Genomic DNA, 15973 nt, shown 5'->3' with positions numbered 1-15973 from the left:
CCCGCTGGCGCTATGTGTCCAGCGGACGGGTCCTACGGCATTGCTTGCGTCTTACCGATCCTTGGGATCGAGGGCATCACGCAGACCATCCCCGAGGAAGTTGAAGCAGAACAGGGTCACCACCATGAAACCGGCGGGGAACAGGAGTTGCCAGATGGCCACTTCCATCGACTTGGAGCCTTCATCCAGCAGGGCGCCCCAGCTGGTCATGGGCTCTTGTACCCCGAGCCCCAAGAAGCTCAGGAAGGATTCGAACATGATCATGCCCGGCACCAGCAGGGTGGCGTAGACAGCGACGATGCCGAGCACGTTCGGCACTATGTGGCGGGTGATGATCTTCCACTTGGAGACGCCGCAGACGTGGGCCGCCTCGATGAACTCCTTGCTCTTGAGACTCAGGGTCTGGCCGCGGACGATCCGCGCCATGTCGAGCCAGCTCACCGCGCCGATGGCGAGGAAGATGAGGGCCAGATTGCGACCGAAGAAGGTCACCAGCATGATCACGAAGAACATGAAGGGGAAGGCGTTGAGGATCTCCAGCACCCGCATCATCAGGCTGTCGACCCGACCGCCGATGAAGCCGGAGGCCGCACCGTACAAGGTGCCGATGATGACGGCCACCAGGGCACCCATGATGCCGACCATGAGGGAGATGCGGCCACCGAGCAGGGTGCGCACGAACAGATCGCGCCCCAGGCTGTCGGTCCCGAACCAGTGGCCGGTCTCCATGTCAGGGGCGCTCTGCATGGCGCCCCAGTCCGGATCGTCGAAGGTGTACTGGGACAGGTGCGGCCCCACGATCACCGCCAGACCGATGATGGTCAGGATGATGAGGCTGGTGAGCGCCGCCTTGTTGCGCAGGAAACGGCGGCGGGCATCCTTCCACAGGGAGCGTCCTTCCACCACTTCCACTTTCTGGGCGAACGCCTCGACGGCTTCGCGCTTTTCAGTTGTGACTACCATGATGTACTCCCGGCTTAATAACGGATCTTGGGGTCGATGACGGCATAGAGGATATCGACCACGGCGTTAAAGGTGATGGTCAGCGCCCCGACCAGAATGGTCAGGCCGAGCACCATGGAGTAATCACGGTTCAGCGCACCGTTCACGAACAGCTGACCGATCCCCGGCAGACCGAAGATGGTCTCGATGACCACGGAGCCGGTGATGATGCCGACGAAGGCCGGCCCCAGGTAGGAGACCACCGGCAGCATGGCCGGGCGCAGCGCGTGTTTCTGGATGATGTGGCGCAGCGGCAGCCCCTTGGCACGGGCGGTACGGATGAAGTTGGAGTTCATGGTCTCGATCATGCTGCCCCGCATGATGCGGGAGATGGCCGAGATGTAATACATCATCATGCCGAACACCGGCAGCACCATGAACTGGGCCCCGCCCCCCTGCCAGCCCCCCGCCGGGAACCAGCCGAGATAGATACTGAAGAAGAGCACCAGCAAGGGCGCCAATACGAAGCCGGGTATCACCACCCCGGCCATGGCCGACGACATCAGCAGATAGTCGATGAGGGTGTTCTGTTTCAAGGCCGCAATGGTGCCGAAGGTGACCCCCAGGGTCACCGCCAGCAGGAAGGCGACCGAGCCTATCTTGGCGGAAACCGGCAGGGCCTGGCTCACCAGATCATTGACGGTGAAGTCCTTGTACTTGAAGGAGGGCCCCAGATCCCCCTGGACCAGGTTGCCCAGATAGGTGAGGTATTGCATGCCGATGGGCTTGTCCAGGCCATATTTGGCCTCGATGTTGGCCAGGACTTCCGGCGGCAGGGCGCGTTCGCTGGTGAAGGGGTTCCCCGGGGCGAAACGCATCATGAAGAAGGAGACGGTGATCAAGACCAGCAGAGTCGGGATCGCTTCCAGTAGACGTTTAAGGATGAATTTCAACATAGACATTTCCTGTCCTGTACTGCTTCCAAAGGGTCGCGGTTGTAATAAAGGCCCGCCGTCCGGCCGGCCCTGCTTGTTATGCGACTTGTTTCTTTACTCAGTGAGCAATGATGTACATGTCTTTGCTGTAGATGTTGTCCAGCGGGTTGGCCGGGTAGCCGCCCACGTAGGGCTTGACCATGCGGGAGGTCACGTACTGATAGATGGGGGCGATCGGCATGTCCTTGGCCAGGATCTCTTCGGCCTGGACATAGAGGTTGTTGCGCGCCTGCGCATCCACCTGGTTGCGGGACTCGCTCATCAGCTTGTCGAACGCCGTGTTGGAGTACTTGCCATCGTTGTTGCCGTGAGTGGTCTGCATCAGATCCAGCATGGAGGAGGCTTCGTTGTAGTCGGCGATCCAGCCGGCACGACCCACGTCGAAGTTACCCTGCTTCTTGGTCTCCAGATAGGTCTTCCACTCCTGGTTCACCAGGCTCACTTCCACGCCCAGCTTCTTCCACATGGAGGCGACGGCCACGGCCACCTTCTTGTGGTTGTCGTCGGTGTTGTAGAGCAGCTCGAACTTGAGCGGCTTGCCCGGGCCATAACCGGCTTCGGTCAGCAGCTCTTTCGCCTTGGCATCACGCTCTGCCTGGCTAAGCTTGGACCAGGCCGGGGCTACCGGCTTGAAGCCGTCCACGAAGTCGGGCACCAGGGTATAACCCGGGGTCTCGCCCTTGCCCATCACCTTGTCGGCGATCACGTTGCGGTCGATGGCATAGGAGAGCGCGGTACGCACGCGCACGTCATCAAACGGCTTGTGCTTGAAGTTGTACTGGTAGTAGTAGGTACCCACATAGCCGCTCACCTGCACTTCCTTGGGCAGCTCTTTCTTCATCTGCTTGAAGCGCTCGATGGGCATGTTGTAGGTCAGATCCACTTCACCGGCCAGGTAGCGGTTCAGCTCGGCGTTGGTGGACTGGATCGGCAGGTAGGTCACCTTCTCGATGACGGTCTTGGCGTTGTTCCAGTAGTTGGGGTTGCGCTCCACGTCGACGCGCTCGTTGACCACCCAGTCCTTCAGCACATAGGCGCCGTTGGAAACCATGTTGCCGGGTTGGGTCCACTTGTCACCGAACTTCTCGATCACCTTCTTCGGTACCGGGTAAGTGGTGGTGTGGGAGAGCATGCTGACGAAGTAAGGCACCGCCTTCTCCAGCTGCACCTCGAAGGTGTGATCGTCCACCGCCTTCACACCCAGGGTGTCGGACGGCTTCTTGCCCGCGATGATGTCGGTGGCGTTGACGATGGTCGGGATCTCCATGTACCAGGAGTACGGAGAAGCCGTTTTGGGATCCACCGCGCGCTTGAAGGCAAATTCGAAATCGTGAGCGGTGACGGGATCCCCGTTGGACCACTTGGCATCCTTGCGCAGGTGGAACACGTAGTGTTTGTTGTCCTTGGTTTCCCAGGACTCGGCGACGCCGGGCAGGGTCTCACCTTTGGGGCCGGAGGTGACGAGACCTTCGAACAGGTCGCGCAGGATGTTGGATTCTACCGTACCTTCGGTCTTGTGCGGATCCAGGGTAGCGGGTTCGGAGCCATTGCCTTTCACCAGGGTTTGCTCGGAGGCGAGCTTGGTGCCGGCGGGGACATCGGCGGCGTGAGCCAGAGTGGCGCCACCAAAGAGTGCGGTCAATAAAAGGGTATTAATAATTGTTTTTCTATGAGTCATTTCCATACTCCAACAAGAACATTCCATGCATTTGTTATCCACGAGATAAAAACCTCGCTGCCCGCATAATTCCCTGACAAATCTGATAATGCAATAGATATCATCAGCACCAGGGTACTTTCATGGTCAAAAAAACAACTTCAAACCATTTATTCAGCAATTAAATATGGCGAGCCGGTCAGTTTCTATACAGGGACGGTCGATTCTAGGAAATGACCAACAAAAAAGAAACAATAAAAAGCCGGTCACAAGGACCGGCTACGACAAAACATAGAGCTGGCTCACACCAGACCGGGGAAGACCCCTTTGATGCCCGCGACGATGATCTCGATGCCGAGGGACATCATGATGAGGCCCATGATACGGGTGACCACGTTGATGCCGGTGTTGCCCATCAGCTTGAACAGCAAGGGGGCGGCGCGGAAGATGAGCCAGGAGCAGCAGGCAAAGGCCACCACCACCAGGAACATGCCGGCCATCTGGGGCAGGGTCTTCTGGCTGGCATAGACGATGGAGGAAGAGATGGCGCCGGGTCCGGCCATCAGGGGCAGTGCCAGGGGCACCACGGCGATGGATTCGCGCGCAGCCAGTTCACCCTTCTCCTGCTTGTTGTGCTTCACCTCCCCCAGCTTGCCCTGCAGCATGGACCAGGCGATCAGGGTGATCAGCGAGCCCCCGGCGATACGAAACGACGCCAGTGAGATGCCGAAGCTATCGAGGATCAGCTGCCCCATGCACATGGAAACAATCAGGATGATCATCACGGCAATATGGGCGGTGGTATTGGTCTTCCTGCGCTCATCCGGCTGCATGTGACCGGTCAGGCTCACGAAGACCGGCAACAACCCCAGCGGGTTGATGATTGCAAACAGGCCGACGAAAAATTTCAGGTATAAAGAGAAGTCTATTGCTGCCATAGGCGCCATCCAGAACCAAACCGGGCCACAGGGGTCATCCCCATCCAATTGCGCGTAAATTTACACCATGATTTTTCCCTTCACCAATCAAATAATCTCACCCTTTTCGGGGCTTTTCAGTTAGTTCCTCTAATGTATCGACAAAATTCAACATTTCGAGTTGTTAATCCGCGTCAGTGATGGTTAACAATATGATCAAACGCATCGACATTTAATTCTGCAAGACCATCTCAGTTCAATATTCACCATCAACAAACCACCCTGTTGGTGGCGTAATGACGCTTTTCCCTGAACCCACAGCGACGAGCAACACCTGTCGTGTCCACTCATTCGACTGCACGTATCCCCATCTTCTCTGCCATCGTCGGCAACGAGCCATCGCTCCCGCCCCGAATTCTGCCGCGCCAGCGCCGTGACTGGATAAAAGCAACAAGCCACTGGCTCAACAAAAATGAAACCCTCGCCAACTGGCTGGAGAAAGCCACCGCCAAGCCCCTCCCCTGCCTGATCGCCTCCCCTCGGTGCCCCTGGGGGAAACAACGCTGAATTCAGGTGCCATGCCCCTTGCACCGCCGGCAACCCGTACCGAGTTTCAGGCAACAGGTTAGCAACATTCGGCCTGCCGGGTGGCTGAAACAAAATTTCTTTTGTTCTTTTGTTACATATGATCCAGATCAATTTTTTCTGACACATCCCGGCCCTATAATCGAGCCAGAAAACAGTTTACTAAGACATGTAAATACCCCGTTGTGGTGATTCTCTCCTTGACAGGGCGGCTATAATTGCCGGGCATTGCCAAGGTCTTACTAAACAGTTTTCAAATCATCAGGAGATAAACATGGCAGTAACCAATTTGGCTGAACTGGATGCACTGGTTGCCCGCGTCAAAGAAGCGCAGCGTCAATTCGCCAGCTTCTCGCAAGAGCAGGTAGACAAGGTTTTCCGTGCCGCCGCCCTCGCCGCCAGCAACGCCCGTATCCCCCTGGCCCAGATGGCCGTGGCCGAATCCGGTATGGGTATCATCGAAGACAAGGTTATCAAGAACCACTTCGCCTCCGAATACATCTATAACGCCTACAAAGACGAAAAGACCTGCGGCATTCTGAGCCAGGACGACGAGATGGGCACCATCACCATCGCCGAACCGGTAGGCATCATCTGCGGTATCGTACCGACCACCAACCCGACTTCCACCGCGATCTTCAAGGCTCTTATCTCCCTGAAGACCCGTAACGCCATCATCTTCTCCCCGCACCCCCGTGCCAAGAACTCCACCAATACCGCTGCCAAGCTGGTACTGGATGCCGCCATTGCCGCCGGTGCCCCGAAAGACATCATCGGCTGGATTGACCAACCCTCCGTCGAACTCTCCAACGCCCTGATGCGTCACGACGACATCAACCTGATCCTGGCCACCGGTGGCCCGGGCATGGTGAAGGCCGCCTACTCCTCCGGCAAACCCGCCATCGGCGTGGGTGCGGGCAACGTGCCCATCGTCATCGACGAGACTGCCGACGTGAAGCGTGCCGTCGCCTCCATCCTGATGTCCAAGACCTTCGACAACGGCGTGGTTTGTGCCTCCGAGCAGGCGGTCATCGTGGTTGACTCCATCTATAACCAGGTCAAGGAGCGTTTCGCGACCCACGCCGGCTATATCCTCTCCAAGGAAGAGGCCGACAAGGTGCGTAAAGTGCTGCTGATCAACGGCGCCCTGAACGCCGACATCGTGGGCCAGCCTGCCACCAAGATCGCCGCCATGGCCGGTGTCACCGTTCCCGCGACCACCAAGATCCTCATCGGTGAAGGCCTGGAGCTCTGCGCAGAAGACGAATTCGCTCACGAGAAACTCTCCCCGACGCTGGGTATGTTCCGTGCCAAGAACTTCGAAGAAGCTGTCGAGATGGCCTGTGACATGGTCAACATCGGTGGTATCGGCCACACCTCCGGTCTGTATACCGACCAGGATCGCAATGCCGACCGCATCAAGTACTTCGGCGACAAGATGAAGACTGCCCGTATCCTCATCAACACCCCCTCCACCCAGGGTGGTATCGGTGACCTGTACAACTTCGCGCTGGCCCCGTCCCTGACCCTGGGTTGCGGCTCCTGGAGTGGTAACTCCATCTCCGAGAACGTCGGTCCCAAGCACTTGATCAACAAGAAGACAGTCGCAAAACGGGCAGAAAATATGCTGTGGCACAAACTTCCGAAATCCATCTACTTCCGTCGTGGTTCCCTGCCTATCGCCCTGAGCGACCTGGAAGGCAAGAAGCGTGCACTGGTAGTGACCGACCGCTTCCTGTTCAACAACGGCTACGCCGATGAAGTGGTCCGTCTGCTCAAGAAGCTGAACATGGAAGTGGAGATCTTCTACGAAGTGGAAGCCGACCCCACCCTGTCCGTGGTACGCAAGGGCGCCGAAATGGCCAACTCCTTCAAGCCGGACGTGATCGTCGCACTGGGCGGTGGTTCTCCGATGGATGCCGCCAAGATCATGTGGGTGATGTACGAGCATCCGGACACCGCGTTCGAAGATCTGGCCATGCGCTTCATGGACATCCGCAAGCGTATCTACAAGTTCCCGAAAATGGGCGTGAAGGCCGAACTGGTCTGTATCACCACCACGTCCGGTACCGGTTCTGAAGTGACCCCGTTTGCGGTCGTGACCGACGACGCCACCGGCATGAAGTACCCGCTGGCCGACTACGAGCTGACCCCGAACATGGCCATCGTGGACGCCAACCTGGTCATGGGCATGCCGAAATCCCTGTGCGCCTTCGGTGGTATCGACGCCGTGACCCACGCCATGGAAGCCTATGTCTCCGTGCTGGCGAACGAGTACTCCGATGGCCAGGCGCTGCAAGCCCTGAAGCTGCTGAAGGACTACCTGCCCTCCAGCTACATCAACGGCGCCAACGACCCGGTTGCCCGCGAGAAGGTGCACAACGCCGCCACCATCGCCGGTATCGCGTTTGCCAACGCCTTCCTGGGCGTGTGCCACTCCATGGCCCACAAACTGGGTGCGGAGTTCCACATCCCCCACGGTCTGGCCAACGCCCTGCTGATCAGCAACGTCATCCGCTACAACGCGAACGACAACCCGACCAAGCAGACCGCGTTCTCCCAGTACGACCGTCCGCAGGCTCGTCGTCGCTACGCCGAAGTGGCTGACCATCTGGGTCTGACCGCTGCCGGTGACCGCACCGCGGCCAAGATCGAGAAGCTGCTGGCCTGGCTGGACGAGCTGAAGGCAACCCTGGGCATTCCGGCCTCCATCCGTGAAGCTGGCGTGAACGAGGCGGACTTCCTGGCCAAGGTTGACCAGCTGGCCCTGGAAGCCTTCGATGACCAGTGCACCGGCGCCAACCCGCGCTACCCGCTGATCACCGAGCTGAAAGCCATCCTGATGGACACCTACTACGGCCGTCCCTTCATCGAGGAAGCCCAGGTGGCGACCAAGGTAGAAGCCAAAGTCGAAGCCAAGGTAGACACCAAGAAAAAATCCAAGGCCTGATAAGTCCCCTGGATGATGAAAGCCCGCGCAGATGCGCGGGCTTTTTTATTTGTCTATCTGTTTAATTTTGCTAGCTTATTGATAGGCAAATTCGACAGAAGAGCTAATCCATGGCGCTGATCCAGGCCTCCATCGAGCAGTTGAGAGTCGGCCACTACATCCATCTCCCCACGGGATGGACGAGTCACCCTTTTATGTTCAATGCCTTCAAGATCCGCGACCAGCAACAGCTTGATATCATCCGACACCTCGAACTCACCCTGCTGATGGTGGATCCCGACAAGAGCGATCTGCCCGTCGAACCCCTGTTGCGCGCCGACCCGGCCCCCTCTCCCGAGCGGGAGAGAGCGCAGGACACACCGCCCCCCACTGAGCCCGGCTTTGACGAGAAGGCGTTCAGACGCTCCCTGCGCACCGCCGACAAGGCCTTCGGCCAGTCCCTCTCGGATTTGCGCGATGCGCTCGGCGCCCTTAACCTCAAGCCTGACGAGGGGCTCGCCAATACCGCCCAGCTAGTGCGCAGCACCGCCAGCCGTCTTGCCAGCCATCAGGGGCCACTCGGGTTGCACCTCATCCGCAGCCAGCACACGGATAGCCTGCTGCAACACAGCCTGAGCGTGGCCTTCATCGCCATGCTGATGGCGCGGGAACTCGGCATGACCCCGATCGACATCGAGGAGGCGGGGCTGGCCGGCCTGCTGCACGACATCGGCGAACTCAGGATCCCGAGCCAGATCACCCAGAAACGGGGGGATCTCAACAAGGCGGAGCAGAATTTTCTCAACATGCACCCCCAGTACGGGCTTGAGATGCTCAATCAGCTGCAGGCCTTCGAACCCAGGATCCGCGAGGTGGCCCACCTGCACCATGAGCGCCTCGACGGCAGCGGCTTCCCTCTTGGCATCGGTGGCGACAAGATCCCTCCCCTCGTCCGCCTCATCGGACTGGTGGATCACTACGACGAATCGCTCCACCCCCGCAACGGCATCAACCCGGTGGGGCCGAGCCAGGTCATCGGCCAGCTCTTCAAGCTGTCCCAGAAGAAATTCGATCAGGATCTGGTCAGGTTGCTGATAAAGGTGCTGGGGGTCTATCCCCCCGGCTCCCTGGTGCGCCTCGACGACGACTCCGTGGCCCTGGTGCTGTCAACAGAACCCACCATGCCCCTCAAACCCAAGGTGCAGCCCTATATCAAGGGGCAGCGCCCGGAAGGGGTGGCCATGATCGACTTGCGGGAGGATGCGAGAAGCATAGTGGCCACCCTCAGGCCGGAAGAGCTGGATGAAGGACAACGGCCATTTTTCAGCCTGGGCCGGCGGGTCTGTTACTATTTCGCCTTCTGAGTTATCCCCAGAAGCTGGGGATAACTCATTGGACAAACCTGAATAATTGCTCCATCCCCCTCAAAATCGTCTGCCATTGAAGCTGAATAAAAAACGCCCAACCAAGGGGTCGGGCGGAGCATGCCACCTCCGTGTGGGGTATCCTGCGGATACCTTCATGCTCTCTTCAGCAATATCAAGCGCAGGCAGGTTATACAAATATCAATTTAACATGCTGATTTTATATGGTTTTATTTTTCAATTCTGGCAAACTGCCCCCGCCACCCGGCACCGGCCCGTGTCAAGACGAGATCTGGCTCACAGTGTGCCAGGGCGGCGCACAGACCAGGCATGATTGTTGAGGAAGGTTTTTTATGCAGTTAGTCCTCTCCCTGCTCCAGCAGATGAGCGTCAGCCTGGTCATCGCCTACCTCTTTTCCAAGAGCCCCCTGCTGCGCCCCCTGGCCAACTACTCCGTCAGAGTGCCCCACAAGGTGCTGATATACGTCATCTTCTCCAGCTTCTGCATCCTCGGCACCTACGTGGGCCTCGACATCGACGAGGCCATCGCCAACACCCGTGCCGTCGGCGCCGTGCTTGGCGGTTTGCTGGGCGGCCCCCTGGTCGGCTTTCTGGTCGGCCTGACCGGTGGCCTGCACCGCTACACACTGGGAGGCTTTACGGATCTGGCCTGCGCTATCTCCACCACCTGCGAGGGGCTCCTGGGGGGTCTGGTGCACTGGCGGCTGATGCGGGCGGGCAGGGTGAATGACCTCTTCGAGCCCAGAGTCGCCTTCTTCACGACCTTCGTGGCCGAGATCATGCAGATGGTGATCATCCTGCTGGTCGCCACCCCGTTCGACAAGTCCCTGCTCCTGGTGCGCACCATCGCCACCCCCATGATCCTGGCCAACTCCTGCGGGGCGGCCCTCTTCATCAGCATGATCCGCGACCAGCAGCGGATGTACGAGAAGTTCTCCCGGGTCTTCTCCGCCAAGGCCCTCACCATCGCCAACCGTACCGTCGGCATCATGAGCCAGGGGTTCACCCCCGAGGCCAGCACCCGCATCGCCCAGATAGTGCAGGAGGAGACCGGGGTCGGTGCGGTCGCCATCACGGATACCGACAAGATCCTCGCCTTCATCGGCACCGGGGAGGATCACCACAAGCCGGGTACCCCCATCACCTCCGCCATCACCCTGCAGGCCATCGCCCAGAACAAGGTGCTCTTTGCCGACGGCAACAGCCAGCCCTATCGCTGCAGCCTCTCCCCCCAGTGCGAGCTGGGCTCGGTGCTGGTGATCCCCCTGCAGGGGGATCAGGGGGTGATCGGCACCATCAAGCTGTATGAACCCAAGAAGCGATTGTTTCTCAAGATCAACCACACCCTGGGGGAAGGGATCGCCAACCTGCTCTCCCAGCAACTGCTGAGCGGACGGCTTGAGCAGCAGCAGCGCCTGCTGGTGCAGTCCGAGCTCAAGCTGGTACAGGCGCAGATCAACCCCCACTTCCTGTTCAACACCCTCAATACCATCAGCGCCATCACCCGCCGCGACCCGGGCAGGGCGCGGGAGCTGTTGCTGCATCTCTCCCGCTTCTTTCGCAACAATCTCAAGCGTCAGCACGGCATGGCCACCTTGCGGGAGGAGCAGGAGCACTGCCTCTCCTACCTGGAGATTGAGCAGGCCCGCTTTGGCGAGCGGCTGACCGTCATCAACGAGATCCCGCCCCACCTGGCCGATCTGCAGCTGCCGAGCTTCACCCTGCAGCCCCTCATCGAGAATGCCATCAAGCACGGCATCTGCTCCCTGCTGGGCCAGGGACGGATCCGCCTCTTCGCAGAGGAGGGGCCGGAGCGGGTCACCCTCTGCGTCGAGGACAACGCCGGCTCCTGGCAACCCCAGCCGGCCGGCGATGGCCTTGGCATGAGCCTGGTGGACAAGCGCCTCAAGAGCGCCTTCGGCGAGCGCTTTGGCCTCGATGTGCAGTGGGAGCCAGAGCAGTGGACCCGGGTCTGCCTCACCCTCCCCAGACAGCCCCCCTTCCCTTCCAAGGAGACGAGATGATCCGCATCCTGATCGTCGATGATGAACCCTATGCCCGCGAGGAGCTGACCGAGCTGCTCGGCGGCGAACCCGACATCGAGATCCTGGACATGGCCACCAACGCCATCGAGGCACTGCCCATGATCCAGCGACTCAAACCCGACGTGGTGTTTCTCGACATCCAGATGCCCAAGCTCAGCGGCATGGAGCTGGTAGCCATGCTGGACCCCCTGCCCCGCATCGTCTTTGTCACCGCGTTCGACGATTACGCCATCCAGGCCTTCGAGGAAAACGCCTTCGACTACCTGCTAAAACCGGTGGAGCCGGCGCGCCTCGCCAAGACGCTTGGGCGACTCAGGCAGGACCTCACGCCGCAACCGGTCGGGAACCTGGCCCCGACCATCCGCCATATTCCCGGATACCTGCACAACCGGGTGCGGCTGCTGCCCACCTCGCAGGTGGAGTACGCCTTCTCGGATCTTGGCGGCGTCCATGTGGCCTGCCAGGGCGAGCTGTTTCACACCCAGCTCACCCTCAAGTCCCTGGAGGAGAAGACGCCGCTGCTGCGCTGCCACCGCCAGTATCTGGTGGCGCCAGCCGCCATCTTCGAGATCCAGCTGCTGGAGAACCAGCTGGCGGAGATAGTGACCCCGAGCGGGGCCCGGGTGCCGGTCAGCCGCCGCTACCTCAAGGAGCTCAAGGAGGAGCTGGGGCTGGAATAAGCCCCGGGATGTGCGCGAGATCACAACGGGCGACCGCTCGGGTCGCCATGTCGCCGCTCAGCCCGTTTACCTGCCGTTAACAGAAAGACCCACCTACACTGGCCGCGCACACCAAAAAATAACAAGGCAGGAGCGTAACAATGATCTGGTTCTTCCTCTGTGTCGGCTTGCTGATAGCCGGCTACTTCCTATACGGCAAATTCATCGAACGGATATTTGGCCCGAAACCCGAGCTGAAGACCCCCGCCATCACCATGGCGGACGGGGTGGACTATGTCCCCATGTCGGACAAGAAGGTCTATCTGGTTCAACTGCTCAACATCGCCGGCGTCGGCCCCATCTTCGGCCCCATCCTGGGCGCCCTCTATGGCCCGGTCGCCATGCTCTGGATCGTGTTCGGCTGCATCTTCGCCGGTGCGGTGCATGACTACTTCTCCGGTATGCTGTCGGTGCGCGCCAAGGGCGCCTCGGTGCCGACCGTGGTCGGTGAGCACCTGGGTACCGCCGCCAAGCACTTCATGAACCTGTTCGCCGTGGTGCTCTTGATGCTGGTGGGCGTGGTCTTCGTGCTGAGCCCGGCGGGCCTCTTGGCCAACCTCACCTCCACCGATCTGGTCTACTGGATTGCGGCCATCTTCGCCTACTACATCCTCGCGACCATAGTCCCCATCGACAAGATCATCGGCCGCTTCTACCCCATCTTCGGCGCCCTGCTGGTCTTCATGTCGGTCGGCCTCATCATCGGCCTCATCGTCTCCGGCAAGGGCTTCTACAACACCGGGATGGACTTCTCCAACCTGCACCCGACCGACCTGCCGCTCTGGCCGCTCCTGTTCATCACCATCGCCTGTGGCGCGGTCTCCGGCTTCCACGCCACCCAGTCCCCGCTGATGGCGCGCTGCATGCAGAACGAAAGTTCCGGCCGCTTCATCTTCTACGGCGCCATGATCGGTGAAGGCATCATCGCCCTCATCTGGTGCACCCTGGGTCTCTCCTTCTACGACAGTACTGAAGCGCTCAACGCCACCCTGGCAAGCGGCGGTCCCTCTGCCGTGGTACACGAAGTCTCCACCAGCCTGCTCGGCACCGTTGGCGGCATCCTGGCCATCCTGGGCGTGGTGATCCTGCCCATCACCTCTGGTGACACGGCGTTTCGCAGTGCCCGTCTCATCGTGGCGGACTTCCTGAACCTGACCCAGAAGCCCATGGCCAAGCGCCTGCTGATCGCCATCCCCATGTTCATCCTCGGTTTCATCATCTCCAAGGCCGAGTTCGGGGTGATCTGGCGCTACTTCGGCTGGGCCAACCAGACCACCGCCGTCATCATGCTGTGGGCCGCCGCCGCCTACCTCATCAAGGAAGGCAAGCTGCACTGGGTGTGCACCATTCCCGCCATCTTCATGACGGCCGTGGTGATCACCTACCTGGCCAACGCCCCCATCGGCTTTGGTCTGGAGATGGGTGTCTCCACCATCATCGGCCTGGTGGGCACCGCCCTCATCACCCTGGCCTTCCTGGTGAAATTCAGGCCCTCGCAACTGAGGGAAGCCAAGGAGAGTTGAGGATTGACCCTCTCTCCATGACAAGAGGCCCGGCATTGCTGCCGGGCCTCTTTCTTTTGGGGTCACTTCCTGGCAGGTGTCTCCGGGGCGTCGGGGGCCTCGGCGGGTGCCTGATACCAGTGCTCCCTTGCCACCAGCACCGCCTGCTCCGGCTGGGCAATGAAGTTGGGGGACATGATCTGCACCCCGAACTCGTTGAAGACATCCTGGATGTGGCCGTGCAGTTCCGTCCGGACCACGGCGGGCAGCTGGTCCGCCTTCATGCGCACCTGCAGCTCGTACTCCACATACCAGTCCTGCAGGTTCAGCTGCCTCACCAGGGGCGCCTCCGCCTGATTGAGCATGGTGCAGCGCCGCGCCGCCAGCTCCAGCATGGCGTGTACCTGGCGCCAGGGGGCATCGTAACCTATGGTCACCTTGGTCAGGAGTGCGACCCCCTTCTCGCCGGCCAGCCGCGTCAGGTTGACCACCTTGCCCCCCACCACCACTGCATTGGGCAGCGTGACCTCGTGATCCTGGCGCGTCACCAGCTTGGTGGAGAGGGCGTTGAGCTCGCTCACCATCCCCTCGACCTCGCCGATCTGCACCAGATCGCCGGGCCGCAGCGCACGGGAATAGATGAGCACCAGGCCGCTCATGGCGTGGTTCATGATGCCCGCCGACCCCAGGGTCACCATCAGACCGAAGAAGACGCTGATCCCCTTGAAGGCGTCGGAGTCGGCGCCGGGCAGGTAGGGGTAGGCCACGGTCAGGGCAAACAGCCAGATCCCCACGGAGAGCAGGCGCCGGGTCGCTCCTATGGTCTCCGCGTGCAGCCCCTGCACCCGCAGCTGGCCGTGTTCGATGCGATCGAACAGGATGGCCAGCATCCGGATGAAGAAACGGGTGATGAGCACGATGAGCAGCACGGTCACCAGCCCCGGCATGGCCGCTATCATCCCCTCCAGCATGTCGCCGCACAGCTCGAACAGGGAGTCCCCCAGGCGCTCGCTCCAGGCCCGGGTCTGGGGGAAGAGGGCGAGCACATAGGTCAACCAGCCATAGGTGAGCATGAAGATCACCAGCAGGGTGACGAGGCCTATCAATCGGGCCTCCACGTTTCCCGCCACCTGGCGCCACTGGTGTGGAATAAGCCCCTTCTGCTGCAGGAGACGGTTGGCGAGCCAGCGTCTGACCCGTCTGTGGCCCCGCTGCAGCAGCCAGGTCAGACCGAAGAAGAGCAGGCTGGCCAGCAGCGCCATGCCACCGGCCTTGAGCAGATAGGGGGTCGAATGCAGTTCAAGGTACTTGAGGCGCACCTTGTCCAGCCGCGCCCGCACCAGCTCGCTCGCCTGATCCAGACTCAGTTCGTCGAGGGTTTCCAGATCCCCTTCCACCAGCACCAGGATCCGCTTGCCGTTGACCAGAAACTCGCGCGTCTCCTGGCCAAAGCGCCTGGCGCTCACCAGGGTCACCGGCTCCTCCAGATCGGAGGCCTTCATCTGCATGAGCCGCTCCTTGACCAGACGAACCCGGGCCGCCCCGTCCAGACGGCCAAATTTTGCCTGCAACATGACGATGGGCTCGTGGAGCAATACCAGGGTTCTGGCCTTCTCCTGTTCGGTCGGCTCCATCCTGGGCTCGGCAGCCCATGACTGACTCACCGACAACACATTGAACAATAGCAACAGCGCCAACCAGCGGCTCATTTTGCATCCCCTCTCCATCCTGCCCCCAATTTTCCCTGCGAGACCATATAGTCCCGTTCCTGTTTGATTTTATAGAAGTAAATGTCTGGTGTGTGATAAATAGTCAAGCGATTAACCAGGCCTGTACCACAAGTTCAACACCAAGCTTGGGTCCTTGCGCTACGGCAATATACTGTCATCATGAGCTGGATACTGTGAAGGCGAGTGTCCGGATATGGCCTCGCGATTTGAGATGGGAGAAACCGATGGTACTTGACTACATTGCCCTGGGAATATTGGTGTTTGTCGTCTTGGTCATCTTCTATGGCGTTATCGTCATTCACGATATTCCGTATGAAATAGCCAAGCACCGCAATCACCCCCACCAGGACGCCATTCACGTGGCAGGCTGGGTCAGCCTGTTTACCCTACATGTGCTCTGGCCCTTCCTCTGGATCTGGGCCACGGTCTACCGCCCCGATCGCGGCTGGGGGTTCAGCCAGCGGCTGCAAAACGACGAAGACGAGATCACCGCACTCAAAAAAGAACTGGCCGTACTGCAGGCCCGCATGAACACGCTCGAACAGACCGATAAATAGGTAACTCCCC

General features: G+C 60.0%; 11 protein-coding genes. 6 read left to right on the top strand and 5 right to left on the bottom strand.

Going from position 1 to position 15973, the window contains the following annotated elements; genetic code table 11:
- Positions 1-51: 51 nt before the first annotated feature.
- From oppC to I6L45_RS14370, 4 genes are all read right to left on the bottom strand, one after another.
- Complete coding sequence (gene oppC, locus I6L45_RS14385; RefSeq protein ID WP_010674331.1) at positions 52-963, bottom strand: oligopeptide ABC transporter permease OppC; 912 nt, start codon at positions 961-963, stop codon at positions 52-54.
- A gap of 14 nt (positions 964-977) precedes the next feature.
- Positions 978-1898, bottom strand: coding sequence for an oligopeptide ABC transporter permease OppB (oppB, locus tag I6L45_RS14380; RefSeq protein WP_216982416.1), 921 nt, complete (start codon positions 1896-1898; stop codon positions 978-980).
- 97 nt (positions 1899-1995) lie between these two features.
- On the bottom strand, positions 1996-3615 hold the full coding sequence (locus I6L45_RS14375) for an ABC transporter substrate-binding protein (RefSeq protein WP_216982415.1): 1620 nt from the start codon (positions 3613-3615) through the stop codon (positions 1996-1998).
- 281 nt (positions 3616-3896) lie between these two features.
- Positions 3897-4532 carry a YchE family NAAT transporter gene (locus tag I6L45_RS14370; RefSeq protein ID WP_043761370.1) on the bottom strand — a complete coding sequence of 212 codons (636 nt, stop codon included), beginning with the start codon at positions 4530-4532 and terminating at the stop codon, positions 3897-3899.
- 838 nt (positions 4533-5370) lie between these two features.
- Here I6L45_RS14370 and adhE point away from each other — a divergent pair.
- The 5 genes from adhE to I6L45_RS14345 all read left to right on the top strand — a co-directional run bounded on the left by adhE (position 5371) and on the right by I6L45_RS14345 (position 13697).
- Positions 5371-8046, top strand: coding sequence for a bifunctional acetaldehyde-CoA/alcohol dehydrogenase (adhE, locus tag I6L45_RS14365; protein WP_134696015.1), 2676 nt, complete (start codon positions 5371-5373; stop codon positions 8044-8046).
- A gap of 110 nt (positions 8047-8156) precedes the next feature.
- On the top strand, positions 8157-9389 hold the full coding sequence (locus tag I6L45_RS14360; protein WP_216982414.1) for an HD-GYP domain-containing protein: 1233 nt from the start codon (positions 8157-8159) through the stop codon (positions 9387-9389).
- A 353-nt stretch (positions 9390-9742) separates the two neighbouring features.
- Entirely contained in the window at positions 9743-11434 is a 1692-nt protein-coding gene (locus I6L45_RS14355; protein WP_216982413.1) for a sensor histidine kinase, read from the top strand.
- Positions 11431-12135 carry a two-component system response regulator BtsR gene (btsR, locus tag I6L45_RS14350; protein ID WP_216982412.1) on the top strand — a complete coding sequence of 235 codons (705 nt, stop codon included), beginning with the start codon at positions 11431-11433 and terminating at the stop codon, positions 12133-12135. Before I6L45_RS14355 ends, btsR begins: the two co-directional genes overlap by 4 nt.
- 140 nt (positions 12136-12275) lie before the next feature.
- Positions 12276-13697, top strand: a complete 1422-nt coding sequence (locus tag I6L45_RS14345; RefSeq protein WP_134696018.1) for a carbon starvation protein A — start codon at positions 12276-12278, stop codon at positions 13695-13697.
- 62 nt (positions 13698-13759) lie between these two features.
- Here I6L45_RS14345 and I6L45_RS14340 read toward each other — a convergent pair whose 3' ends face one another.
- Entirely contained in the window at positions 13760-15385 is a 1626-nt protein-coding gene (locus I6L45_RS14340) for a mechanosensitive ion channel family protein (RefSeq protein ID WP_216982411.1), read from the bottom strand.
- Positions 15386-15630: 245 nt separating this feature from the next.
- Here I6L45_RS14340 and I6L45_RS14335 point away from each other — a divergent pair, with 245 nt between their 5' ends.
- Positions 15631-15963: a DUF3302 domain-containing protein gene (locus tag I6L45_RS14335; protein WP_216982410.1), complete on the top strand. Its 333-nt coding sequence runs from the start codon at positions 15631-15633 to the stop codon at positions 15961-15963.
- The last annotated feature ends 10 nt before the right edge of the window (positions 15964-15973 follow it).

Source organism: Aeromonas sp. FDAARGOS 1415, from assembly GCF_019048365.1.
Lineage (GTDB): Bacteria > Pseudomonadota > Gammaproteobacteria > Enterobacterales > Aeromonadaceae > Aeromonas > Aeromonas taiwanensis.
The sequence above is the reverse complement of the archived record's forward strand: the minus strand, read 5'-3'. Positions and strand labels throughout refer to the sequence as shown.